Source organism: Bradyrhizobium sp. USDA 241 (assembly GCF_049739505.1).
Taxonomy (GTDB): domain Bacteria; phylum Pseudomonadota; class Alphaproteobacteria; order Rhizobiales; family Xanthobacteraceae; genus Bradyrhizobium; species Bradyrhizobium liaoningense.
In genome coordinates this window covers 57,254-81,515 of the sequence record NZ_JBMGPZ010000004.1, presented here as the reverse complement: position 1 = coordinate 81,515, position 24,262 = coordinate 57,254, and the positions used below count along the sequence as shown (strand labels likewise).

The 24,262-nt window shown below is 60.5% G+C and carries 21 protein-coding genes and 4 pseudogenes; 11 read left to right on the top strand and 14 right to left on the bottom strand.

The genetic code is table 11. The features are described from left to right. Window positions 1-260: 260 nt before the first annotated feature. A complete protein-coding gene (locus ABIF91_RS10055; RefSeq protein WP_050995255.1) occupies window positions 261-644 on the bottom strand; it encodes a hypothetical protein in 384 nt (127 codons plus the stop codon). Between the two features lie 179 nt (window positions 645-823). Between ABIF91_RS10055 and ABIF91_RS10050 the strand changes: the two genes are divergently transcribed. Next, window positions 824-1,108 carry a DUF3892 domain-containing protein gene (locus ABIF91_RS10050; RefSeq protein ID WP_028181455.1) on the top strand — a complete coding sequence of 95 codons (285 nt, stop codon included), beginning with the start codon at window positions 824-826 and terminating at the stop codon, window positions 1,106-1,108. 746 nt (window positions 1,109-1,854) lie between these two features. On the opposite strand, the gene ABIF91_RS10045 is transcribed toward ABIF91_RS10050, so the two are convergent. Then, window positions 1,855-2,058, bottom strand: coding sequence for a cold-shock protein (locus ABIF91_RS10045; protein WP_028181454.1), 204 nt, complete (start codon window positions 2,056-2,058; stop codon window positions 1,855-1,857). Window positions 2,059-2,604: 546 nt separating this feature from the next. After that, on the bottom strand, window positions 2,605-3,822 hold the full coding sequence (locus tag ABIF91_RS10040; RefSeq protein ID WP_155252054.1) for a hypothetical protein: 1,218 nt from the start codon (window positions 3,820-3,822) through the stop codon (window positions 2,605-2,607). 398 nt (window positions 3,823-4,220) lie between these two features. Here ABIF91_RS10040 and ABIF91_RS10035 point away from each other — a divergent pair, with 398 nt between their 5' ends. The 3 genes from ABIF91_RS10035 to ABIF91_RS10025 all read left to right on the top strand — a co-directional run bounded on the left by ABIF91_RS10035 (window position 4,221) and on the right by ABIF91_RS10025 (window position 6,251). Continuing rightward, a complete protein-coding gene (locus tag ABIF91_RS10035; protein WP_028181452.1) occupies window positions 4,221-4,793 on the top strand; it encodes a hypothetical protein in 573 nt (190 codons plus the stop codon). Between the two features lie 44 nt (window positions 4,794-4,837). Then, window positions 4,838-5,143 (top strand): hypothetical protein, encoded by a 306-nt coding sequence (locus ABIF91_RS10030; protein ID WP_424579132.1) that lies wholly within the window; start codon window positions 4,838-4,840, stop codon window positions 5,141-5,143. Between the two features lie 166 nt (window positions 5,144-5,309). Continuing rightward, window positions 5,310-6,251, top strand: a complete 942-nt coding sequence (locus ABIF91_RS10025; RefSeq protein ID WP_424579131.1) for a hypothetical protein — start codon at window positions 5,310-5,312, stop codon at window positions 6,249-6,251. Between the two features lie 12 nt (window positions 6,252-6,263). Here ABIF91_RS10025 and ABIF91_RS10020 read toward each other — a convergent pair whose 3' ends face one another. Beyond that, window positions 6,264-6,569, bottom strand: a complete 306-nt coding sequence (locus ABIF91_RS10020; protein WP_424579130.1) for a hypothetical protein — start codon at window positions 6,567-6,569, stop codon at window positions 6,264-6,266. Continuing rightward, window positions 6,556-7,098: a hypothetical protein gene (locus tag ABIF91_RS10015; protein WP_424579129.1), complete on the bottom strand. Its 543-nt coding sequence runs from the start codon at window positions 7,096-7,098 to the stop codon at window positions 6,556-6,558. The genes ABIF91_RS10020 and ABIF91_RS10015 overlap by 14 nt, the downstream gene beginning before the upstream one ends. A 407-nt stretch (window positions 7,099-7,505) precedes the next feature. On the opposite strand from ABIF91_RS10015, the gene ABIF91_RS10010 reads away from it, so the two are divergent. Together ABIF91_RS10010 and ABIF91_RS10005 are read left to right on the top strand one after the other, a co-directional pair. After that, window positions 7,506-7,892, top strand: a complete 387-nt coding sequence (locus ABIF91_RS10010; RefSeq protein ID WP_424579128.1) for a DUF2958 domain-containing protein — start codon at window positions 7,506-7,508, stop codon at window positions 7,890-7,892. Window positions 7,893-7,902: 10 nt separating this feature from the next. After that, the gene (locus ABIF91_RS10005) at window positions 7,903-8,829 is read left to right on the top strand and encodes an ArdC family protein (RefSeq protein WP_424579127.1); all 927 of its coding nucleotides are present in this window, start codon (window positions 7,903-7,905) and stop codon (window positions 8,827-8,829) included. A 607-nt stretch (window positions 8,830-9,436) separates the two neighbouring features. Here ABIF91_RS10005 and ABIF91_RS10000 read toward each other — a convergent pair. Then, window positions 9,437-10,197, bottom strand: a protein-coding gene (locus ABIF91_RS10000; RefSeq protein WP_110115998.1) for an IS5 family transposase whose coding sequence is annotated in 2 segments (ribosomal slippage) — window positions 9,437-9,858 and window positions 9,858-10,197 — 762 coding nt in all. Because the reading frame shifts where the segments join, the coding sequence is not laid out codon by codon here. A 654-nt stretch (window positions 10,198-10,851) separates the two neighbouring features. On the opposite strand from ABIF91_RS10000, the pseudogene ABIF91_RS09995 reads away from it, so the two are divergent. Both ABIF91_RS09995 and ABIF91_RS09990 read left to right on the top strand, forming a co-directional pair. Next, a pseudogene (locus ABIF91_RS09995) lies at window positions 10,852-11,175 on the top strand (transposase); the annotation flags it as partial. A gap of 96 nt (window positions 11,176-11,271) precedes the next feature. Then, window positions 11,272-12,540, top strand: a complete 1,269-nt coding sequence (locus tag ABIF91_RS09990) for an IS256 family transposase (RefSeq protein ID WP_038952271.1) — start codon at window positions 11,272-11,274, stop codon at window positions 12,538-12,540. A gap of 10 nt (window positions 12,541-12,550) precedes the next feature. Here the strand turns inward: ABIF91_RS09990 and ABIF91_RS09985 are convergent, their stop codons facing one another. From ABIF91_RS09985 to ABIF91_RS09970, 4 genes and pseudogenes are all read right to left on the bottom strand, one after another. Then, window positions 12,551-13,072 (bottom strand): hypothetical protein, encoded by a 522-nt coding sequence (locus ABIF91_RS09985; protein ID WP_424579126.1) that lies wholly within the window; start codon window positions 13,070-13,072, stop codon window positions 12,551-12,553. 372 nt (window positions 13,073-13,444) lie between these two features. Further along, window positions 13,445-14,713 carry an IS256 family transposase gene (locus ABIF91_RS09980; protein ID WP_038952271.1) on the bottom strand — a complete coding sequence of 423 codons (1,269 nt, stop codon included), beginning with the start codon at window positions 14,711-14,713 and terminating at the stop codon, window positions 13,445-13,447. A gap of 63 nt (window positions 14,714-14,776) precedes the next feature. Then, window positions 14,777-15,379 (bottom strand): annotated as a pseudogene (locus ABIF91_RS09975) (IS630 family transposase); the annotation flags it as partial. 30 nt (window positions 15,380-15,409) lie between these two features. Further along, the gene (locus tag ABIF91_RS09970) at window positions 15,410-16,675 is read right to left on the bottom strand and encodes an IS256 family transposase (protein WP_424579355.1); all 1,266 of its coding nucleotides are present in this window, start codon (window positions 16,673-16,675) and stop codon (window positions 15,410-15,412) included. A 70-nt stretch (window positions 16,676-16,745) separates the two neighbouring features. On the opposite strand from ABIF91_RS09970, the gene ABIF91_RS09965 reads away from it, so the two are divergent. From ABIF91_RS09965 to ABIF91_RS09955, 3 genes are all read left to right on the top strand, one after another. After that, window positions 16,746-17,875, top strand: a protein-coding gene (locus ABIF91_RS09965; protein WP_129557670.1) for an IS3-like element ISRj2 family transposase whose coding sequence is annotated in 2 segments (ribosomal slippage) — window positions 16,746-16,998 and window positions 16,998-17,875 — 1,131 coding nt in all. Because the reading frame shifts where the segments join, the coding sequence is not laid out codon by codon here. Between the two features lie 457 nt (window positions 17,876-18,332). Continuing rightward, complete coding sequence (locus tag ABIF91_RS09960) at window positions 18,333-20,456, top strand: prolyl oligopeptidase family serine peptidase (RefSeq protein WP_424579125.1); 2,124 nt, start codon at window positions 18,333-18,335, stop codon at window positions 20,454-20,456. Window positions 20,457-21,196: 740 nt separating this feature from the next. After that, window positions 21,197-21,403, top strand: a complete 207-nt coding sequence (locus ABIF91_RS09955) for a cold-shock protein (protein WP_018645234.1) — start codon at window positions 21,197-21,199, stop codon at window positions 21,401-21,403. A 391-nt stretch (window positions 21,404-21,794) separates the two neighbouring features. Here ABIF91_RS09955 and ABIF91_RS09950 read toward each other — a convergent pair. The 4 genes and pseudogenes from ABIF91_RS09950 to istB (ABIF91_RS09935) all read right to left on the bottom strand — a co-directional run. Then, a pseudogene (locus ABIF91_RS09950) lies at window positions 21,795-21,989 on the bottom strand (IS5/IS1182 family transposase); the annotation flags it as partial. Between the two features lie 194 nt (window positions 21,990-22,183). Then, window positions 22,184-22,951, bottom strand: a complete 768-nt coding sequence (istB, locus tag ABIF91_RS09945) for an IS21-like element IS1631 family helper ATPase IstB (RefSeq protein WP_038952109.1) — start codon at window positions 22,949-22,951, stop codon at window positions 22,184-22,186. 4 nt (window positions 22,952-22,955) lie between these two features. Further along, a pseudogene (locus ABIF91_RS09940) lies at window positions 22,956-23,408 on the bottom strand (IS21 family transposase); the annotation flags it as partial. A gap of 92 nt (window positions 23,409-23,500) precedes the next feature. Further along, the gene (gene istB / locus ABIF91_RS09935) at window positions 23,501-24,262 is read right to left on the bottom strand and encodes an IS21-like element ISFK1 family helper ATPase IstB (protein ID WP_011090937.1); all 762 of its coding nucleotides are present in this window, start codon (window positions 24,260-24,262) and stop codon (window positions 23,501-23,503) included.

The window sequence follows — 24,262 nt, the reverse complement described above, 5'->3', positions numbered from 1 at the left end:
TTGGTTGGGCTGCCTGGGGGCAAGGCCGATGTCGAAGCTGCCCGCGTCGCGAATTCTATTTCTCCGACTGCGGTATGTAGTCCCGGTGAAGGACGGTTGGCCTTGCAGCACCGTCAAAGAGCACAGTGATGCCGGTAGTTCGCGGGCTGATTTCGACTACCGTCCCGGTTTTGTGCAGCAAGTCCGAGCACCGGACATATTCCCAAGTCGGCTCATCTTGAAGCGACTGCCGACGGCAAGTCGGTGTGTCTTATGCGCGGTCATTCCTCGATTCGGGAATAGGTTTCCGTGACGTGCGCCACCGTAAGCTGGTAGCCCTGCGTCCTCGCCTCCGGAATATCCGCCAACCGACGATCAGAGGGTAGTGTGAGTCGAGAACTGATGTTGAAGTGAGGATACTTGCCCTTGATCCGGGGATGTAGTTCAGCCGCAACTTCCACGTCTGACGTCGCAATGTATCTGCCACCCCACATCTCGATGATGTTCTTTAAGGGGTAGGTTGGCTTTGCGAGTCTCTTTGTCGTACTTTGCGCATCAAACCACTCAAACGCGATCCTGATGCAGTCGTCATGTTCGTGCACATTATTCGGTTGTTGATATCGGACGCGTTTTTTGGCCTCTGAGATTTGTTGAGCGGTGAGCATACTACAGGCTATCCCTGTCGCGTCCGATGAATTGATTGCGATCAAAAGCGGAGGCCGCGCGAGCGCAAATTGTATCGCTGGGAGCTCGCGCAAGGCACCTACCTGAATTGGTCGGCGGCATGGTCCGCCACTGAACGCTAACCTTGTTGCTCCTTTTGCATCCGAAAGAAGAGACTCCCGTGGCCAGACTCGCACGCGTTCGTTGCATCAGGAAGACCGACAGGACGAATCCACACGAGAGAATTAGCAGCATCGGCGGGGTATATTCGAACGGAAGTCACTGGAAGCAATCTGTCGTTCAGAAGATCAGAGACATCGAAAGCGGCGCGCGGGAATTCTATGTCCAGGAAGGCGGGCTCACTGCTGGTTTGATCGTGGCCAAACACGAAGGGCACAAGTACATCAAGACGACGGCAGACGGCATTCAGCCAGACAATCTTCTTTCACTCGCTGAGTGTCCGTGATGCTTGTCGATCCCAGATCGCCGGTAGTGCGGGCGCAACTCGGCGCCGTTCGGCTGCGCGGCGTCAGGCGCTGTCCCCGCCACGCCCGCACTACCCTTTGAAGTTAGCGGCAACATGACTCGGCGCTTGAAAAGTTCCTCGCGTTTACCCTGAGGACGCGCTGTCCCTGCCACGCACCGCTAACTGGGGCCAGCCAGCCTCAGGCAGGAAAGAAGCTGACCTGGATCTTATCGCTCGCAGAACGAGCATAACTACCATAACGGGGCTTAGCCCGCGATGGAAGCAGCGCGAGCGCGACTCGGCGTCGGAATGCGTAACCGCCGCTGTCCCTGCCACACCCGCGCCGCCGGTGAAGTTCGCGGCAACGTGACTCGGCGCCTTGACGTGAACCGAGGAGGCGCTGTCCCTATCACGTGCCGCTAACTTCGCGCTGGTCAGCTTCAAGCGGGCAGCAAGAAGCTGATGGGTGTGTATCTTTCAGCCAACGCCACAACAGCGCAACTACCTGAACCGGTCGTTCACCTGTCTTGGCAATCAGTCTGGGATTGCAGGCGGCGCAGGTGCGAGTCGCAATCGGTAACTTATACCAAGCCAGGTACAGCGCGACGAACAGTACCAAGGCTGCAAGCCCGAACGCCCAGCCGATGCAATAGCGCCTTATCCATCGGCCAATTCCGATCGATCTCCTCGGCCGCCTGCAGCGACATACCACTGCGGCCTTTCTGTTGAACAACACAATGGGCGCATCACCCGATTCGTAGATTTTCCGCCGAGTCTTTTCCGCGATTGTTCACGACGTCGAAGCTAACCTTGGCTCCCTCGGCGAGAGAGGTGAAACCGGCCTTCTCGACTGCCGAGATATGGACGAACACGTCCTTCTGGCCGTCGTCCGGCTGGATGAAACCATAACCCTTTTGGGTGTTGAACCACTTCACGGTGCCCATTGCCACTTAACTTCTCGATTTTTCAAAAATGAAAAGTAGTGCGCGACTCCGACAAAAGAATGGCTTACGCCGCGCCTTGCACGCGCCAGGCCTAGCCGAAGAAGCTGGTGCTGTCGGCGGTGCCGGCAACCGTGCCGGGGAAGAAGGTAGACACTCCGGCGCCGGCTGGTGAGTTCGGGCGGTAGGTTGCCGAGATTCAATTTCATTTGTGGCGTCCGATTTCCTTCAGCAGCTGCGCCCGCATTCCGAGCGCAACATCGGCCGGCAAATCGTTTGTTGCAAAAATTGGCTGGGCGCGCGCTGCTGTTCCCCGCTCGCGCGCGCCCATCGTGCGCCGCTAATTGACCGGCGCGACCTTTGGATTGCCCAACACAACGGTCGCACCAGCAGCGAGCGAAGTCCCGGAGTTCAGCGTCAACACAGCCCGAAGGTATCGATTTCCGCTGTGGGCTTCGGATATTCCCGCCATTTCGCAGGGTGGCGACAGTAGGCTCTATCCGGATCATCCGGCTTGGAGCAGAGCCCTGAACTCGAAAGCGTCCAACAAAACGTCTAACAAACCGTCCAACAGCGGGGGTAAGTCATGCCTGACTTTCTGACCCGCAGGGACGGCACGTGGCACTTTGTGCGCCGCGTTCCCACTGAGTTCTCCAAGTACGACAGCCCAGCCAGAGACCGCAACAACGCAAACGCAAAATCGTAAGAATGAATGCCGGCAAGAATATTTTGAAAGAGGACGTCATCAATTGCGGAAAGGAGATCATGGCGGAAGTCCCTGCCGCGATTGGCCTGAAACTCGTCCCGCACCTTCGCAAGGACCTCCAGCTTGCTCCCTTCATACTTCTCATCATCGATCAGCATGACGATGCCGATCAGGAAGTAGAAACGCGCCGCAATTCCACTTTTGTCGGCGATCCTTTTAAATGTATCGGCGTCTCGATCGAGTGCACATAACTTAAGCCCCTCAAGCGCGCCGATGAGGACGGCTGGCTCACTGTTGGCTTGCAACCTAGTCACGGCAGCCGAGACGATTTCGGCTTCCGTAAGTTGGCCTAGCCGCATGGCTGCGGCCGTCAGTACCCGGAGCCCTGCCGCACTAACCACGGAAAGAGCTTCCCGGCGTGCATCGGCAGCGCGTCCCGGCACAAGAGTAACCCGCATGTCCTCGACGATGGAAACCGGACCGTATTCGGTCTGTCCGTTCTTGTCGCGCCGCCAGTCGGGCGCCGCGAGCGTGCCGTCCCGCTCGAAATGAAAGTTCTGAATGACAAGCATGCCGCTATGCCCGCCGGGATGCTCCACCGCGTTTCTCATCGCGACAAAGGGCGCGATACACGCCGGAAGCTGTTTCAAGTACCGGATGTGATCGGGCTGGGCCTGGAAGTTCGCCTCGGCATACTCGATCACGGACGGACGTGGCTTCTTCGGCATCGTCCATTCGCTCGCTTCCTCGAAGCTGGTCCCGAACAGGAGATTAAAGACCTGGAGCAGATCGCGCAGGAAGTTCTTCGCTTCATAAAGATAGTTGCGGCATTCTTCCTCGAGCTGCATGACCTGCGGCAGCGTCACGGAGACCGCGCCCCTGCCGGGCGGCTTGTAGGAGGCCGCCAGCTTTTCAGTTTCCGCGCGAAGCTTTTCTTGGATTTGCGAGAGGCGCAGCAGCTTTGGCGTGAGGTCGTTCAGGTAAAGGCTCTGGATCTTCTCCGCCTTGTCTTTTGCGATCGCGCAGTTCTGCAAAATCTCGAAGTTTTGCAGCGTGAGGCGCGCCACGATCGGATTCGTGACCCTGGTCCAGCTTTTGGGCAACAACAAAGGGTAGCATAAAGGCCTCTTATCACCTTCATGTCGTCGGGTCGCGGACGTGGTGTCTTCCATAGAACGCGACACTTGAACGATCCATGGATGGCCGACGTCCTGGGACCTACAGCGTATCGACCGGAGCCAGTGCCCAAAGAGCCGGGATCATGCAGACCGTGGAAGTTGAAAGGCCCGCCGGTTTTTGTCCGGGCAGATATCGCGAGAGGCCCGGACCGCGCACGCAGCGGCCCTGCCTGTGCAGGGCTGGGCGTAACTCATTGAATCTCCCCGAGATTCCTTCGTCACACAAAGTCTTGTTGCGGCACCGGTGGCGACCTGCTATATATATCTCAGGCAATGCAGTGAGAGAAATGAACGTCATCACCCTTCCCATGATCCGCCCCGGCGTCGACCCCATCCTTGCGGGTCGCCTTTCGGGGAAACGTGCCTTCGTCACAGCCCTCGAACAGTTTCCCGAACTGACCGCGCCGGCCATCGTCCTGCTCGACTTCGCGGGCGTCGACCTCGCCACGTCCTCCTATCTCAATGAGATGCTGGTGCCGCTGCGTGATCATCTGCGCATGCGTCGCCACCCGGGCTACGTCGTCGCCGCCAACCTCAACGAAAAGGTACGCGAAGAAATCGAGGAGATGCTGCGCCGCTCGGCCGATGCGTTCCTCACTTGCGTCACCGATGCCTCGGGCAGCATCGCCGACGTCCAGCTCTGCGGCCGGCTCGATGAGAAGCTGCTGGAAACGTTGAAGATGGTCAGCGCGAAGCGCGAAACCACAGCCGCGCAGCTGCACGAGGAAACGCGCACCGTCGATGCCGTCGGCGCAACGGCATGGAATAACCGTCTCGCCTCCCTGGCTGCAAAGAGCCTCGTCGTCGAGATCTTGCAGGGCCGGACCAAACGGTACCGGCCCGTTCTGGAGGTTGCCTGATGGGACTCGACTTCATCCGGAATGCGGCTCCGGCCTTCAATCGCGTGCTCGACCGCCGCTTGGTCGAAATGCATTCGCCCACGCTGTTCAGCCGCGACGTGCCGATCCTCTCGCGCACGGCGCGCGCCGACATGTGCGGCGATGTTGCCGCGAAGCTTGGCGAGAAGGTCTTGCTCCGCGTGGTGAACAACAAGGTGATCGTGCAGCGGCTCAATGTCGTGATTGCCGAGTGCCCCAACGCGCCTGCCGAGTTCATCGCCGTCCTGCGCTCCGGCGCCGGCATCTGCCAAGGCGAGATCACGTCGGTGCAGCCCCTCAGCCAAACCCTGGAGGTCGGAATTTGCGAGTGAACGCCCGTCCGCACGAACAGCCGGCCACGCCGAACCTCCGCCGCCAGCGCCGCCGCTGGGACGAAGGCGACGCCCTGCCGATGGCGCTGGGTTGCCTCGGTTGCCCCGATCTCGGCACCTGTGGCGGCATCCGCAAGCGGCAGGATGCGTTTTCCTGTCTCGACGATTGCTGCGGAATCCCTCGACGTGCGACGGCATGTGCCCCAATAACCCGGTCGGCTTCCGTGAACGGTGGCGCGAGGTCAACGGGCTCGAGCTCGACAACATTCCGCGGGCCGCGCCGTGCCCCGCGAAGCCGCTCCCGGTCTATGTTCCCTACATCTATCACGGCAACCGCCGCGCGGTGCCGCTCGACATTGAGGCCGTGGCGCTGCCGCTGCGCCGCTTCCACACGCCGGATGGACGGCTGCGGTTCACCAGCCGCGCCGCCGTCGAGGCGACCTTCGGCATCGGCCCGCATACGCGTATTGTCCTGATCGGGAGCGGCCGGGACAAGCCGATCGAAGCCTGGTGGAAGCTGAGCGAACGCCGCATTCCCATCCTCGCCGGCCTGCGCGCGCTCGGCGTCGCCCCCATCACCGGGCCGAACTATTCCATGTTCACCGACGAGGTCCGCTACAACGACATGCACGCGATGAAGCGCATCGGCAAGGCGTGGCAGGAAATTGTCGCCGCCGGCGTTCCGGGCGCCTACCATCTCAATGCCCGCACGCCGACGGATTACGCCCGATTAACGGCGTTCATCGCGGAGCGGCCGGAGGTGACCGACGTTGCCTTTGAATTCAAGACCGGCGCGTCGTGGCGGAAGCGGCTTCGCTTCCATATTGAAGAGCTAACCCAACTCGCGGCTCGCGTCAGGCGGCCCCTCAACCTGACCATGATCGGCGGCATCACGGTGCTGCCCGCGCTGGCCGCGGGTTTCGCGCGCGTGACCTACATCGACACCTCGGCCTTCATGAACTCGGTCTACCGGCAGCGCCTCTATCTCGGCAACGACGGCAAGATGAAGAAATACCCGGAGCTGACCCTCAACGGCCAGCCCATCGACAGCCTCCTGGTCGAAAACCTCACCACCATGAAGGCGCGGATCGAGAGCCTGTTGCCGTAGGCACAACCGCGCTCAGTGCCGCGTGTCCGATCCCGGCATCATCGGCTGGCAGCGGATGGCGGCGAGGAAGCCCTTGAAGGGTGCCTTCTGCGCAAGGCGCGCGGTTTTCAGTTCGGGCTGCGGCCCGCTGATGAGCAACGCGTGATCGCCCGACCGAAAGCGCAAGTCGGCGTTGAGATGCGCGAGGCCAAGGAAGAGATCACGGAAACCGTTGCCGTGTCCTGACATGCGCCCGTACCGCGACACGTTTTCCTGCAAAGCCGCATGCATCGCAAGGCCGTGATCGGTGAGATCTGCAAATTCCTCATCCTCGCGCAAGGTTGCAAGGATTCCGAATCCGGAATCCGCGTGCGGACGGCCGCGCCTGAAACGCGAGAATGCCGGTCGACGACGCGCCGGAATGCTCGTGAATGTTGGACTCCATTTCACGAAGCGCCGCCGTCAGGCTTTGCGCGACCGGCTTGACAAGGCCGGACGTTTCCGCAGCCGTTCGCGCCGCAATGAGAAAGCGATTGCGTTGGAGATCGTCGGCCTCGACGCGCGGATCGAAGGTTGTGCGCATGAAACCGCGGAGCCGCGCTTCGTCGAGCCAGATGTTCTGGTTGCTGGCAAGCGCACGCCGAAAATCAAGTTGCGTTGTTGAATCCAGCCAGGGCGTTTGCAGGAGCGGCCCCATTCGGCCGTTGTTGGATTCCATCATAAGTTCGATGAGCGGACAAACTTCCGTTGCGGCGTAACGAACCTGGGGCGTTCCCTTGAGCCTGCCGCGCAGATGGGCCCCTACGAGATCGTCGACGACCTCGAAGGTAAGGGTCTCACGCGGGAGAGGGCGGTTCGCAAAATCCACAGTGCGCTCAAAAAGGAAGGGCAAACAAGCGGGCGCGCATTGTAGGCGAGTCTAGGCGCAGGCCGTGAGTCGATTTCTCGGTTTCCCCACCAAAGATCGTCTTTCGAGCCAAAGATTTTGGGCGCTTGCGGCCTTGCTGCACCGGGGCGCTCGTAAACCGAGCCGCAAGGGCGTCTCGGCCATTCGGCTTCGCTCCCGCTAGCGCACGCGATGGAGAGCGGCGCGCCGCTCACTTCCCTTCTTCCTGTTGCTAAAGGGCTGCGCCCTTGGCGCGCGCAAGGCATCCAAACGCTACGCGCCGCCTCCACACGTCTCCCGCAAGGGCGGGGCCCTCGTGTGGACCCTCGGCGCTCCGCGTTCGGACCCTCCTTGCACTTGCCTACCGCCTGCTCGCCACGAGGGCAGGGGTGCAGCAGCAGCTGCACCCAAAAAGCCAGGAGGCGAAGTTGACATTACTTACCGATGAAATCCGCGAAGCGATGCTCGCAAACGGACGCGCCAACGCGGACCGCGAAGAAACGACCGACTTCAAGCCCGTCGTTAAGCTGTTCTTCCCGTGGGGCGCGGCCACGTGGCTTCTCACCGAGCTTGATCCCAAAAATCCTGACATCGCGTTTGGCCTTTGCGACCTCGGCATGGGATGCCCTGAGCTCGGTTACGTGAGCCTCGAAGAAATCGAAAGCGTGCGCTTTCCCGGTGGAATTGGTGTCGAGCGCGATTTGCGTTTCGTCGCGACCAAGACGCTTTCCGAATATGCCGACGAGGCCCACCGCCTCGGGCATATCAACGCGTGAGGGGGCGGTCATGAAACAGGCCAATCCCACCCGGCGCAATGCCTATCAGGCCATCACCGACCAGATCATCGAAGAACTGGAGCGCGGCGTTCGCCCGTGGCAGCAGCCGTGGAGCACCGACCACATGGCGGGCCGCGTACAGTTTCCGTTGCGCCATAACGGCATTCCCTATCGCGGGGTAAATATCATTGCGCTCTGGATGGCGAGCCTCGCCAAGGGTTACCGCTCGCCGTTCTGGATGACCTTCAAGCAGGCGCTTGACCTCGGCGGTGCCGTGCGCAAGGGCGAGCGTGCAAGCCTCACCGTCTACGCCAATTCCATCACTCGCACCGAAACCAATGAAGCCACAGGCGAGGAGAACGCGTCCGAAATCCACTACATGAAAGGCTATTCGGTGTTCAACACCGAGCAGATCGATGGGCTTCCCGCTCACTACAACGCGCCACCCGAGCCTGTTGCCGAGCCGCGTCCCCGCATCGAACGTGCCGAAAGCTATTTCTCCGCCTTGAATGCCGACATCCGTCACGGCGGTACGGAAGCATATTATGTCATCGGCTCCGACTATATCCAGATGCCGCCCTTCGAGGGGTTCGTGGACGCAGAAAGTTATTACGCCACCCTTGCCCATGAGGCGACGCATTGGACGCGGCACCCGTCGCGCCTTGACCGTGACCTTGGCCGCAAGCGTTTCGGTGACGCGGGTTACGCCATGGAGGAACTGGTCGCCGAACTCGGTAGCGCGTTCACGTGTGCCACGCTGGACCTCAACCCGGCGCTTCGCGAGCAGCACGCGAGCTACATCGCGAACTGGCTCAAAGTCCTGAAAGAGGACAAGCGGGCGATCTTCGCCGCCGCCGCGCATGCTCAGGCCGCCGCCGATTTATGCTCGTTGCGGAAAATTCGTGCGTTGTTATCACCCTGTTCAAGAGCGCCATGACAGCCTCTTGCGAAACCAAGCCGAAGTCGGCTAAGGCGCAAGAAGCAAGCTGTGATGAAATTATGTCCGCACGAGCCACAATCGCCTTTGGCAGTACAAGCGCGAAAGTCTCCTTTGCGTAGTCGCGTGGAAATACGTCAGAGCCCAAGCGCTCACGCAAGTAGGAACGGAGAAGTTCCTTGCCCGAGCGAAGTGCAAACGGAAGCTTCGCTCCAAAATTGATCAATCTCGGATCGCCGAATGGGCGGACGGGCCAAAGTCCTCGCGTCGCGAGTGGGCGAGCATGACAAAGACTTGCCAGCAGAGTTGTGGATAGAGTGGCGCTGATGGGGGCGCTAAAAAGGAAGGATGAATGAGCGGCGTCGAGCCCGCGTTTCGTCAACAGGTCTTCTGCAAGCCCAAGCGCGATATCCAGGTGGGGTGAAGACGGAGAGAGTTCCCCCTCGTCGCTGCTGAAGCGAGCGCAAAGCTCGTCTCCTCCTATGCCGCTCCAGATTATTTCGCAACCATCACCGCGAAACCGATCCCAGAGTGACCCGAACGCCTCAAGGTAATACTCCGAAATGAGTGGCAAACGTCCCTTCAGGTCAAGATCTAGGGTCCAGACTCAATTGAGCCAATATGCGACGAGAGCGGCGAGATGAACAGCGGCCAAAAAATTACGGGCGAGCTTGTCATATCGCGTGGCGATGCGCCGGAAGTCCTTGAGCCTGCAAAAGCAGCGTTCGATGACATTTCGTCCTTTGTAGGCGCGTTTGTTGAAGCGATGGATGACGACACGGTTAGATTTATTGGGGATTACGGGCTTGGCGCCACGACGAATGATTTCGCCGCGAAGCTTGTCGCCATCATACCCTTTGTCGGCGAGGAGCACGCTCATGGGTGGCGCGAGCGCCAGGACATCGGGAGCCGCAGCGATATCGGCATCCTGGCCTGGAGTCAGATGCAGGACGACCGGCCGGCAGAGCGGATCGCTCAGCGCATGGATTTTTGTCGTGCGGCCTCCGCGCGAGCGGCCGATTGCTTGATTGTGCTCCCCCCTTTTCCGCCGGAGGCACACCGGTGAGCTTTAATCGAGGTCGAGTCGAGCGACAGTACGACGCCGTCTTCGCCAGGCTTGGCCAGCGCTTCGAAGATTGCGCACCATCGTCCTCGCTTGGCCCAGCGATTGAAGCGATTGTAGATCGTCGTGTAAGGGCCGTATTCACGTGGACAATCACGCCATCGTGCACCCGATTGCAGCATGTGAATGATGCCGCTGACGATGCGTCGGTCGTCGTCCCGATCCGGCCCCGTCAGTCCCCTCGGCAGATGCGGTTCGATACGCGCCCATTGCCTGTCGTTCAGCCAAAACAAACCAGCGCGCATTCTCTCGCCCCCGAATCAACACGTAGGCAAGAGAATCACGTGGCGCTATTTAGGTACAGACCCTAGATCAATCGCCGGCATGTGGGCGTGCATTTCAACTTTGTGATCACGGCAATTCAGTGCGCTCAAAATGCTCGCTCGGCGGTCAACCTGCTTGGGGCTACTCCCGTCGCCCAATAGTATCCCGCCACATGCTAGCCCGTCTTATTCGCGAGAGGGCGCCTGAGAGGCTGGCGAGCGTGGTGTAAAGCGCTGATGCGGCGTAGGATTCGGTTGCGAAGCCACCCCATCACCTTCAACCGCGAACGCCACGCCCGCCATGACCGATGATACGATTTCAGACCACTATCGAGAAGCAAGAATTCAACACAAATAAAACCTCTGCCTCGCGCTCGATCTCTTCATGCTTGATAGTCTCGTTTCGGAGGCTGAGCACCTACCGCGTCTAATAGGCCGCTCGCGCCGGTTTCTTTGGACGCGGCACGACCGCGACTCCACGTTTCGGCACAGAAATGATCGGGAGTCACTCAATCTTTCTTCAACTTAACCCGTCTTATTCGTAAGAGTGCGCCTGAGGGGTAAAGCGCTGATGCGGCGTAGGATTCGGTTGCGAAGCCAACCCCATCACCTCCAACCGCGAACGCCACGCCCGCCATGACCGACGATACGATTCCGCCCTTCTCGTTTCCAGCCGTTCACGCCAAGAAAGTCACAGCTGCCTTCGATGGTGGGCGCCTAACCTCGAACGGGGGCGTGATGCTTCTGGCGATGGCCGAGCGGCGTCTCGGCTTGGCCAACAATCTGGCCCGGGTGTTCCCGGATCGGCGCGATCCGACGCGGGTCGTGCACAGCCTGGTCGATATGTTCCGCGCTCGCATGTTCGCGATCTGCTGCGGCTACGAGGACGCCGACGACCTCGATCATCTGAGGTCCGATCCGGCATTCAAACTGGCCTGCGGTCGCCTACCGGACACGGGGAGCTATGGCGGAATCTGGGTGATGACGGTGTGAGGAAGGCGGCGTATCGAGGCGGGTGACGAGCCTGCCAGAACCTCTCGAGGAGAGCGATACGCCATGACCGAGACTACCAATGTTCTTGCTTTCCGTCAGCCGTCCGCGGTTGATGATCCACTGACCGATATCGTTCGTGCCGGCGCGCGGGACCTGCTTGCCAGGGCGATCGAGATCGAGGTTGGCGCGTTTCTGGCCAGCACGGCCAATCTGACGCTGCCCGACGGTCGAGCGCGCCTGGTCCGACATGGGCACGGTCCGGTGCGCGAGATTGCGACCGGCATCGGTCCGGTGGAGGTCGCTCGTCCCAAGGTCCGCGACCGCGGAGCGAGCGGGCCAGGCGACCGCCTCCGCTTCAGTTCGGCAATCCTGCCGCTATGGGCGCGGCGGACGAAGAGCCTGGATGCCTTGATCCCGGTCCTCTATTTGCGCGGCATCTCGACCGGCGACTTCCAGGAGGCGCTCTCGGCGCTGCTCGGCAAGGATGCGCCGAACCTGTCGCCTTCGGTGATCGCCGGCCTGAAGGCCGATTGGCAGGTCGAGTACGAACGCTGGCAGAGACGCGATCTGTCGGCGCGTCGCTATGTCTACATCTGGGCCGATGGCGTGTACCTGCAGGCCCGCATGGAAGATCACAGCGAATGCATGCTGGTGCTGATTGGCACCACGCCGGAAGGCAAGAAGGAGCTGATCGGCTTCCAGGTCGGCGTGCGCGAGAGCGCGCAGAGCTGGCGCGAACTCCTGATCGACCTGCGGCAACGCGGGTTACGGATTGCCCCGCAACTCGCCATCGGCGACGGCGCCCTCGGCTTCTGGAAGGCACTGGACGAGGCCTTTCCCGGCACGCGGCACCAACGATGCTGGTGCCATAAAGTGAGCAACGTACTCGACAAGGTCGCCAAATCCGTGCAGGGCCCCATGAAGAACGACCTGCGGAACATCTATCTGGCCCCACACCGGGCCGAAGCTGAAACCGCGATCGACGTCTTCGTCGAGAAATACCACGTCAAATACGGACGTGCGGTGGAGTGCCTGATCAAGGATCGCCATGCGCTGCTCGCCTTCTTCGACTTCCCTGCTGAGCACTGGATCCACCTACGCAGCTCGAACCCGATCGAGAGCGTCTTCGCCACGGTGCGCCACCGAACGGTGCGGACCAAGGGATCGCTGTCGCAACAAACTGCGAAGCTGATGGTGTTCAAGCTCATCGACGCCGCATCGAAGACCTGGCGGCGATTGAAGAGCACGAACCAGTTGCCGAAAGTCATCGCCGGTGTAAAGTTCATCGACGGAATCGAAGTCATTCCGAACACTGAAAGCCACGCCGCCTGATCAGGCCGCGTCACCCAAAATCAGCCATAGCTCCGCCAACGCAGGCCTGTCGCGCAGAGTAGAACGTTCTCATAGATAGATGATGGGCTATAATTTCTGCATCAATCACTCGCGATTTATCCAAAAGATCCACGAAATCCCAGGAAAGCGTAACCGTACGAGCGCGTTCCTCCACGTGGAAGTAAATTGGGAGGCTGCCTATATGCCCCGCCCGTACACGCAACCGAGGGCCCCGGCGAGCCCCCTCGATCACAATAAAATCAAGCGGCCAGTGCATGCAGTCTTGGTAGTGCTGACGAAACTGATCCGTGGACGCATGGGCTATGGCGACCGAATGGACGCCGGCCCCCTCCGCCACTCCTTGACGCTCGCGTATGACGAAGAACCATTGCTCAGAGTTCGTCACCAACGAGCTCTCAAGGCTCTTATGTTGGAATGGCCAGATGTAGCTTTCACCAAACTGTATCGAACTGCCTTTGGCAACCGGATCGCAGTTTTCCAGATCGGCTATTTTCAGAGTGGCCTTGAGCATTTGTTCCTGGACTTAAACGTTACCGCCTCTCGCGTGAGAGGCGGTAACGGAGTGACGAATGATCTTAAAGGTAGCCCTGGTTAGCGCTGTCGTTAGGGAAGGGGGCCTTCTCTCCCTCAATAGTGGGAGGTGGCAGCACCGGTAGGGGGAGGTCAGTTGTATCGGGCCGCGATGGCCGCTTAGGCGTGTCTGCAGTTGCGCTCTTCATGTCGATCTCCGGGTGATCGGGCTTCTCGTCGTCTCAAGTCTAGTACCCGGAATCAGAGCTGAGTGATACGGCGGCCTTTGAAACGGCGTTGACGGACCTTTTTCTTGGTCCAGACGAAGGGCTCGGCTCTGGAGCTATGGCTGATTTTGGGTGACGCGGCCTGATCAGGCGGCGTGGCTTTCAGTGTTCGGAATGACTTCGATTCCGTCGATGAACTTTACACCGGCGATGACTTTCGGCAACTGGTTCGTGCTCTTCAATCGCCGCCAGGTCTTCGATGCGGCGTCGATGAGCTTGAACACCATCAGCTTCGCAGTTTGTTGCGACAGCGATCCCTTGGTCCGCACCGTTCGGTGGCGCACCGTGGCGAAGACGCTCTCGATCGGGTTCGAGCTGCGTAGGTGGATCCAGTGCTCAGCAGGGAAGTCGAAGAAGGCGAGCAGCGCATGGCGATCCTTGATCAGGCACTCCACCGCACGTCCGTATTTGACGTGGTATTTCTCGACGAAGACGTCGATCGCGGTTTCAGCTTCGGCCCGGTGTGGGGCCAGATAGATGTTCCGCAGGTCGTTCTTCATGGGGCCCTGCACGGATTTGGCGACCTTGTCGAGTACGTTGCTCACTTTATGGCACCAGCATCGTTGGTGCCGCGTGCCGGGAAAGGCCTCGTCCAGTGCCTTCCAGAAGCCGAGGGCGCCGTCGCCGATGGCGAGTTGCGGGGCAATCCGTAACCCGCGTTGCCGCAGGTCGATCAGGAGTTCGCGCCAGCTCTGCGCGCTCTCGCGCACGCCGACCTGGAAGCCGATCAGCTCCTTCTTGCCTTCCGGCGTGGTGCCAATCAGCACCAGCATGCATTCGCTGTGATCTTCCATGCGGGCCTGCAGGTACACGCCATCGGCCCAGATGTAGACATAGCGACGCGCCGACAGATCGCGTCTCTGCCAGCGTTCGTACTCGACCTGCCAATCGGCCTTCAGGCCGGCGATCACCGAAGGCGACAGGTTCGGCGCATCCTTGCCGAGCAGCGCCGAGAGCGCCTCCTGGAAGTCGCCGGTCGAGATGCCGCGCAAATAGAGGACCGGGATCAAGGCATCCAGGCTCTTCGTCCGCCGCGCCCATAGCGGCAGGATTGCCGAACTGAAGCGGAGGCGGTCGCCTGGCCCGCTCGCTCCGCGGTCGCGGACCTTGGGACGAGCGACCTCCACCGGACCGATGCCGGTCGCAATCTCGCGCACCGGACCGTGCCCATGTCGGACCAGGCGCGCTCGACCGTCGGGCAGCGTCAGATTGGCCGTGCTGGCCAGAAACGCGCCAACCTCGATCTCGATCGCCCTGGCAAGCAGGTCCCGCGCGCCGGCACGAACGATATCGGTCAGTGGATCATCAACCGCGGACGGCTGACGGAAAGCAAGAACATTGGTAGTCTCGGTCATGGCGTATCGCTCTCCTCGAGAGGTTCTGGCAGGCTCGTCACCCGCCTCGATACGCCGCCTTCCTCACACCGTCATCACCCAGATTCCGCCATAGCTCTCGGCTCTGTCGTTGTATGCGTTGACGTAGGCATCGATGTGTTCCTGAAGCTGCTTGAGGCTCGTGAAGGAGGTGCCGCTGAGCGACTGCCCCTGCAAGATGGAAAACCATACTTCGACCTGATTGAGCCATGACGCACTTGTCGGCGTGAAATGAAATTGCACGTTGGGGTGGGCCTTGAGCCAGTCCTCGTTCTTTTTATGGGTGTTGAGGTTGTCGAGGATGACGTGAAGCTTGCGGTTCGGAAAAGTCGCGGTGACGCTGTTCATGAAATCGAGAAACTCGACGCGGCGCCGGCGTTTTGAATGGGTCGCGATGATCTTTCCGGTGGCGACTTCGAGCGCCGCAAACAATGTTGTGGTGCCATGCCGCTTGTAATCGTGGCTTTGGCCGGTTAAGGCGCGGCCATTGGGCAACTTCAGATAACCCTGCGCTCGCTCCAAAGCCTGGATCGAGGGCTTCTCGTCCACGCACAGCACAATGGCCTTCGCCGGCGGCGCGACATAGAGGCCGACAACATCGGCGGCTTTGGCCGTAAAGTTCGGGTCGTTGCTCTCGCACCAGGACTGAGCTATGCGGGATTTTGGGTGACGAGGCGATCAGGCGGCGTGGTTTTCCGGCACTTGGATGACCTCGATGCCGTTTTCGAATCTGACACCTGCGCTGACCTTCGGCAACTGATTTGTGCCTTTCAGCCGCCGCCAGGTCTTTGATGCGGCGCAGAGCAGCTTGAACACCATCAACTTGGCAGTCGTTGACGATAACGAACCTTTCGTGCGCACCGTTCTGTGCCGGACCGTCGCGAACACGCTTTCGATGGGATTCGTCGTCCGCAAGTGGTCCCAATGCTCGGCGGGGAATTCGTAGAACGCAAGCATTGCGTCGCGATCTTTCGTCAGGCACTCGACCGCCTTGTCGTACTTCGCTCCGTATTTCTCGGCAAAGACATCGATCGCCACTTCGGCCGAAGCTCGGTTGGACGCCAAATAGACCTCGCGCAGATCCTTCTTCATGCTGGCCTGTACCGACACTGCGACTTTGTTCAAGATATTCGCGGTTTTGTGCACCCAGCACCGCTGATGTCGCGTGGCGGGAAAGACCTCGTCGAGCGCCTTCCAGAAGCCGAGCGCGCCGTCACCGACGGCGATTTCCGGGGCGATCTTCAGCCCTCGGGTTTTCGCCTCGACGAGCAGTTCGTGCCAGCTCTGCGTGCTCTCGCGCACGCCGACCTGGAAGCCGATGAGTTCCTTCTTGCCTTCCGGCGTCGCGCCGATCAGCACCAGCATGCATTCGCTGTGGTCTTCCATGCGAGCCTGCAGGAAGACGCCGTCCGCCCACACGTATACGTACCGGCGCGCCGACAGATCGCGCTTCTGCCAACGCTCGTACTCGAGCTGCCACTCCGTCGTCAGTCTGGAAACCACCGCCGGAGAAAGATTCGGCGCATCCTTGCCCAAGAGCGCCGCCAGCGCCTCCTGGAAGTCGCCCGTCGAGATGCCTCGCAGGTACAGAACCGGCAAAAGTGCATCCAAGCTCTTCGTGCGCCGTGCCCACAACGGCAGGATCGCCGAGGTGAAGCGGATCCGCTCGCCATCGCTGGTCACCGCGCGATCGCGAATCTTTACCCGGGCGACTTCGACGGCGCCGATCCCCGTCTGGATCGTCCGCACTGGACCATGGCCGTGTCGCACGAGGCGGTCGCGGCCATCGGGAAGCTTCAAGCCCTTCATCGCGGCGAGAAACGCCTCGGCTTCCATCTCGACAGCCTGCGCAAGCAGCTGCCGAGCTCCAGATCGCAAAATATTCGTCAGTGGATCGTCGATCTCATCGGGCTGACGCAGTGGGACAGAGCTGGCCCCGCAAATTCGGACAGTAGCTTGAGTGGATTTTCTGCCTGACAGCGGCGAGGATTCTTGCTGCGAATCAGGAGCGAAGATGACGAAGAAGAGCCGCCGGACGCATTCTCCGGCATTCAAGGCGAAGGTTGCTTTGGCTGCGGTCAAAGGCGACAAGACACTGGCGGAGCTGGCGCAACTGTTTGATGTTCATCCGAACCAGATCACGATCTGGAAAAACCAGCTCCTGGAAGGCGCCGCCGGCGTGTTTGGGCATGACAAGACATCGGCCGAGACGCCGGTCGATTTGAAGGCGTTACATGCCAAGATCGGCGAGCTGGCGTTGGAAAACGATTTTTTGTCCGGCGCGCTCACCAAGGCGGGCCTGCTGAGCGCAAAGCGATGATCGACCGCGATCATGATCTTTCTATCGTGCGCCAGGCGAAGGTCCTGAAGCTGGCTCGCAGCACGGTCTACTATGAACCTCGGCCAGTTTCGGCCGAGGACCTTGCCTTGATGCGTCGGCTCGATGAGCTGCATCTCGATTATCCCTTCGCGGGAGCGCGTATGCTGCGATCGTTGCTGCGGCGGGAGGGCGTATACGCCGGTCGCCGCCACATCGCGACGCTGATGAAGCGCATGGGGATCGAGGCGGTCTATCGTCGCCCGAACACGAGCAAGCCGGCTCCGGGTCACAAGATCTACCCGTACCTGTTGCGCGGATTGAAGATCGAGCGGCCCGACCATGCGTGGGCAATGGACATCACCTACATTCCGATGCGGCGTGGCTTCGTCTATCTCGCGGCGGTCGTCGATGTGTTCAGCCGACGGGTCCTGGCCCATCGCGTCTCGATCACAATGGAGGCGGCCTTCTGCGTCGAAGCGGTCCAGGAGGCGTTGGCGAAGCACGGCAGGCCCGAGATTTTCAACACGGATCAGGGCAGCCAGTTCACCAGCCTCGAGTTCACCGATGTGCTGCTGGACGCGAAGATCGCCATCAGCATGGACGGCAAGGGCGCCTGGCGCGACAACGTGTTTGTCGAGCGGCTCTGGCGCACGGTCAAATACGAAGAAGTATATCTCCGCGCCTACGACAGCGTGTCCGAGGCGCGAGCGTCAATTGCCAAGTATCTGGCCTTCTACAATCAGGGACGCCCTCACTCGAGCCTTGACGGGCGCACGCCCGACGAGGCTTACTTCGGCACGCAAGCTATGGTGATGGCCGCATGACCGTCGCCGACGGTTTTGTCGTCGCTCTGGTCGGGCTACGCCCTCCCGACGCAACGACAAAACCGTAAAGCCCCGCGTTCAGCATAACCCGGCAGGAATTCACTTAAATCCAGCGGGGCGCTGTCCAAACAACCGGGGCCAGCTCTGTGCGCGTTGCCATTGGAGCTGGGGCGTGTTCCGTTCTTGGCCGCTGAAACCGAAAAACCGGTGCCGTCTGACGAGCTGTCCGGCCGACACGCTGTCGGGTCTGCTTGGCAAGCGGTGTCGGGAAGCGGACATGGTGCTGCTGCCGGAGCGGCTGAAACTTGCGGCCCTTTAGCCGGCACGCAACTTGCAATGAACGGCCCGCGACATAGCGCAAGCCGCGCTATGTCATGCGCTTGCGTGCTTTCCGCCGCTTCTGCTTGACCCGCAGGGCCCGCGAGCCTGACCGCTCGACCTCAGCCGGAGCAAATCCATGAATACATTACTCTTCTCCGCCACGCTGCTTTCGATTGCCTGCATCACCTCCACGGCACTTTCACAGGAGCGAACGGATGCGGCGGTGACTGATGACCCATTCCTTTGGCTCGAGGAGATCGAAGGGCCAAGCGCAGTGGCTTGGGCTCGCGCCGAGAACGAGAAGACGCTCGGGGTGCTCCAGTCAGATCCTCGCTATGGGCACTTCTACGGACAGGCGCTCTCCATCCTGCAGGCCAAGGATCGGATCGCATATGTTTCATTGAAACGGCGCGGCTTGGAGAATTTCTGGCAAGATGAGAACCAGGTGCGCGGCGTCTGGCGACGCGCCACGCTCGAGAGCTATCGTAGCAAAGACCCACAGTGGGAAACCATTCTCGACGTGGACGCCTTGGCGGTCGCCGAGAACAGGAATTGGATCTTTCAAGGTAGCAGCTGCCTTCCGCCCGAAGAGCGCCTCTGCCTGATTAGTCTTTCCGATGGCGGCAAGGATGCCGCGTCCATACGAGAGTTCGACTGCGACGCCAAGACCTTCGTTGCGGATGGCTTTTATCTCCCAGAGGGCAAGCAGCACGTCAGCTGGGTCGATCGTGACACACTCCTTGTTGCACGTGACTGGGGCGAGGGGACTTTGACGCAAGCCGGCTACCCCTTTGTGGTGAAGGAGCTCAAACGCGCTCAGCCGCTCAGTGAGGCTCGCGAGATCTTTCGTGGCGAGCCCACCGACGTTTCGATGTCCCCCTTCATGCTTCGTGACAGCGAGGGCAACATTCATGAGACCGGCGCGATCCGCGCAATCAGCTCTTTCGAGTCCGAGTATGTGGTCTTCCGCCCCGGTGGGCCCGTCAAGCTCAATCTGCCGAAGAAGGCCGCGATGATCGGTCTAGTGGGTGGTCACCTGCTTGTAAGGCTTGATGAAGATTGGAGGCCGCCAGGCGATATCAGCTTCGCCGCCGGATCGCTGATTTCGTATGATCTGGCCGAATGGAAACAGGATCCGATGCGTGCCAAAGCCTCGCTCGTCTTCCAACCTGGGCCCCGCCAGGCCCTGAGCGGGTTAGGCGCCACAAAGAATTTGTTGATCCTGACGATCCTTGAGAACGTTCAGAGCAGAGCGTTCGCTTATAAGTACGATCACGGAGCTTGGTCCGCGACGCCGATCCCGCTGCCAGAACATGCAAATGTCAGCCTGTTAGCCACCTCCGATGAAACGGACCGAGCCATGTTCGCGGTCTCGAGCTATCTCAGACCAACCTCAGTCTGGTATTTTGATGCCGAAAGCAAAAGCCTTGAGGAGTTGAAGACGACACCGGCTGCCTTCGATGCGTCCAATCATATCGTGGAGCAGCTCGAAGCCACTTCGCGTGATGGCACGTCAATTCCCTATTTTCTGGTGCGGCCGAAGAACGCAAGGTTTGACGGGACGATCCCGACACTTCTTTATGGCTATGGCGGTTTCCAGGCTTCGCTTCTGCCCTCTTATCTGGGACCGGTGGGACGGCTCTGGCTCGAACAGGGCAATGCCTATGTCGTGGCGAACCTGCGTGGGGGCGGCGAGTTTGGCCCACAATGGCATCAAGCGGCCCAGACGGCAACGAAGCAGACGACATGGGATGATTTCATTGCCGTTGCCGAGGACCTGATCCGCCGGAAGATCACAAGTCCGAGCCGGCTCGGAATCATTGGCGGCAGCCAGGGCGGCCTGCTCGTTGGCGCCGCAATCACCCAACGTCCCGAACTCTTCAACGCGGCCATCATCAAGGTCCCGCTGTTTGACATGCTTCGATACACCAGACTGGGCGCAGGCGCCTCCTGGATCGGCGAGTACGGTGACCCTGCCATTGCCGAGCAGCGTGCGTGGATCGAAGGCTACTCGCCCTACCAGAAGCTGATGGCGGGCAAGACTTATCCCGCTCCCCTAATTCTTACCTCCACCAAAGACGACCGCGTGCATCCAGCGCACGGCCGCAAAGCTGCCGCGAAGCTCGCCGCGCTGGGCCAGCCTTACTTCTATTACGAGAACATCGACGGGGGGCACAGCGCCGCCGCCAACCTCAGGGAATATGCGCGTCAACTGGCCCTTGAATACACCTATGCATCGAGGCGGCTTTGTTCTGAGTAAAATTCGGTCAGCGGGCTGAGACCATTGGTTATCTCAACGTCTTCACGGTGCTCAGCTGAATTCATCGAACCCAAGGCGAGAGAGCTGATGAGCCGCCGGCAGACGCGATGAAGGTCGTCAGATGCGAAAATTACCGGTTTGAACAGCCTCCACCGCTGGCGAGCGGGTTTCCTGGCGTCCAACCACAACATGACGAGCGGGCGGTAAGTTGCCAGATGCGCTTCCTTGAGGATTGTCTCGCAGACCCCTGTTCGTCCGACATGGCCGGCGTGCGGCTAATATCTAAACGCGAACAGCTAAAGCGCAGCTCTGGGACTGTCTTCGTGCTTGAGAAAGCATGTCACGTAGCTCAATGCAGGCATGGCGCGGATTGATTATCCTGATCCAGGCTGCGCGAAGGAGTTCACGGCCGCCCTGTTGTTCAACGACGATCAATCCCATTCGCTTTAGCTCGGCTCCGGATGAGCGCGGCGTGTTCGAGGCTCTGCAACTCTTCTGTAGGCCGCTAGCGCGCGACGAGTGAAGCGAAGGTCAAAACGTCATCCGGATCCTGAAGCCTTGAATCGAAGTGTGGTCGACGTCACGGCGCTTTCTGTCGTTTGCACAATGCGGCCGCAGATAGACCATGCGATAAAAAAACGAGCACGTGACCAGCGCAGCGACGCTGGCGTCTTGCCGACCATCTTGATGGCCGGCAGACTCTTCGCTAGATCACAACGGTTCACTATGGAGATGCCGCCGTGGCAATGGGTATTGTGAAGTGGTTCAACTCGACCAAAGGTTATGGGTTCATCAGGCCTGAGGACGGAGGTCCCGATGTCTTCGTGCACATCGGTGCCGTCGAAAGGGCCGGTTACACCACTCTCGAAGAGGGGGCTCGGGTAAGTTATCAGCTCAAGGCCGGGCGTTCGGGCAAGATGTCAGCTGAGGATCTTCGGGTTGGCTGATCCGACTCGCCTCCGGAAACTGCTCTCTGCAAAGCGTGTTCTCGCACCTGTCCGGCGATGCCTTGTCGGGGCGCGCCGTGCGTTTGGCTTTTCGACGGTCTCTTCCAGCCATGAGGCTGTCTCGCAAACCGCATGACAGCGTTGATCTCCCGAGGCCGTCCACCGATCACTGCCGTCAGAGTTACAAGAGTTGCGAGCGGATCGCAGTGTGGGCGTGGCAAGATATTCCTGCGCCCCGAACCGTACGCTCGTGACCAACGCGCCGGGAAGTGCACGCCGCCGGGCTGGTGCTCCCCTGTCCAGGCGTAATGCATGCAGCTCATGAAGGTGCTCGCACAACCGGGTTCGTCCGTTATGGACCATACTGGCCGGCTGCGCTGAGGCAACAGCACGCCCGCAGCAGCTTCTCCGGCGGGATCGACGGCCGCCCAATCGGCGAATAGAGCGCGGCAAACTCGCGCTCCAGCGTCGACAGCGCCTCGTTCACGATCGTCCGGATCGCTCGCAGCGGATGGTCACGCCGCACCCGAGCCTCGAGATCGACGTAGCTGAACAGCTCGCCCGTTCGATTGTCGCCGCCGCGCACGCATCATTTCCGAATCTCGTCGGAGCCAATGAATCACGGTCGCTGGTCGGCGGCGAGCACGTTTTTCAACTGCGTGCTAGAGGCGTACCTCGCACAAAGACTTTCGAGGATGAACGTTACCCCGCGGGTCACTTCAAATTCCTCCGGGTGTGGTCAGTCAAATTCCTCCACCCGCGAGGCAGGACAAGGGACTGTTAGTTTGAGTTTGTTTCCCGGGCAAGAGCTTCAGCGGCTTCTTTGAGCCGATAGCTGCGTCCGTCGAACTCAAGCAGATGGCAATGATGCATAAGGCGATCGAGGATCGTCGTGCTCATAGTGTTGTCCCCAAGGTATGCCCCCCAATCCTGCACGACGCGATTGGAGGTGACGATGACGCTGCGGCGCAGTTTGTAACGCTGATGGATCAGGGTCTGCAGCAAAGTGCCGGCGTCGTCGGGGATGGCGCGTGCGAGGAATAGATCGTCCAGCACGAGGAGATCGCAGTCGATGATGGTTCGCAGCCGGACCTCGCGTTGTGCCGGAGAGTTCAGGGCGTAGCGGTGGAAGAAGTCGTCGGTCTCAAGATACTGGACCTTGTGGCTTTGCAGGATCGCCTGATAGGCAATCGCCTTGGCGATGTGCGACTTCCCGGTGCCAGGTTTGCCAACAAGCAGAGCGTTCTCGCCAGCGGCAATGAACGCCAGGGTGTGGAGCTGGAAGCAGGTCTGACGTGGCAGTTTGGGATTGAAGGACCAGTCGAACTCGGCGAGCGTCAGCTTTTCGTCGAGCCCGGATTGCTGGTATCGCCGCTCGATAAGACGGGACTGACGACGGTCCAGTTCATCCTGCAGGATAAGGGAGAAGGTCTCGAGGAAGGGCTGGTTGGCGCCCTGCGCCTGGAGCACGCGCGTCTGCAGCGTGTCGCGGACACCCGACAGGCGCAGCTGTCGTAGGCAACGCTCAATTTCCGGCATGGTCATCATGTGGCTAGGTCTCCAGTTTAAGGTGAGAAGGTGCAGCGGGAGCGCTCGTGGCGCCGGAGTTGGCCGGGGTTGCGCAGGCGACACGAGCGCGGATTGCCGTGGCGTGATCGTCGTGAGCCTCGGCCTGCCGACCATTGTCGTCGGCGTCGCGCCGCACAGCGCGGCTGAAGAGGTCGCCGTATTCCGCGGGGGTACGGATCAGCGGATGATCCTGGGTGAGCGGCGATGCCGGCTGTGGCGTCACTCCAACCTGCTCGATCGCCTGTTCGAACAACCGCTCGACGGTCGCACGCACGTGCTTGTAGCGGTAGATGCGGTTGTCGATGGCGTGCGCGCAGGCCTGCTCGATCAGCCGCGCCGGATACTTCCGGCCCAGCCCGACAATGCCCCACATCGCGCGCTGTCCGGGGCGCCCTTCGGTGTCGAACACCTGCTGGCACAAGGCCCTGGTCTGCGGATTTCACGGATCGTGAGCATCGATTTCGCGCGATCGTGAGCACTGAATTCAGACGATCGTGAGCAGCCCGCTACGGCCGATGGGAGATAGAGTCAGTGTTCTGGTTGGCCGTCAAGGGTGATGGTTTTGGCGCTGCGTTTTCGCATGCTTTCTCCGGTGAGCTGGAGGCGGTGGGCGTTGTGGACGAGGCGATCGAGAATGGCGTCGGCGACCGTGGGGTCCCCAATGGCTCCATGCCAGGTGTCCACGGGGAGCTGACTTGTGACGATGGTGGATGCGCGGCCATGGCGGTCCTCGAGGATTTCGAGCAGATCGCGGCGTTCCGCGGCGGTGAGCACCGATAGTCCCCAATCATCCAAAATCAGAAGCTGAGCGCGGCCGAGGCTTTTGAGGAGCCGGGCGTAACGTCCGTCTCCGCGCGCGAGCGCGAGCGCCTCGAACAGCCTTGGAACGCGATGATAGAGGACTGATCGGTTGTCGCGGCAGGCCTTGTGGCCGAGCGCGCAGGCTAACCAACTTTTGCCCAGGCCGGTTGCCCCGGTGACGAGCAAATTCTCGTGGCGATCGATCCAGCGACCTTCGACGAGTTTGGCGAAAACGGCGCGGTCGATGCCCCGCGGGGTGCGCAGATCGACGTCCTCGACGCAAGCAGTCTGGCGCAGTGCGGCGATCTTGAGGCGCGTGGTGAGCCGCCTGGTGTCGCGTTCGGCGGCTTCGCGGTCGACCAACAGGCCGATGCGATCTTCGAACGGCAGGGCTTCGAGATCGGGCGATCGGCGCTGCTCCTCGAAGGCCTTGGCCATTCCGGTCAGGCCAAGCTCGATCAGCCGTTCGTGGGTTGGGTGGTTAAGCAT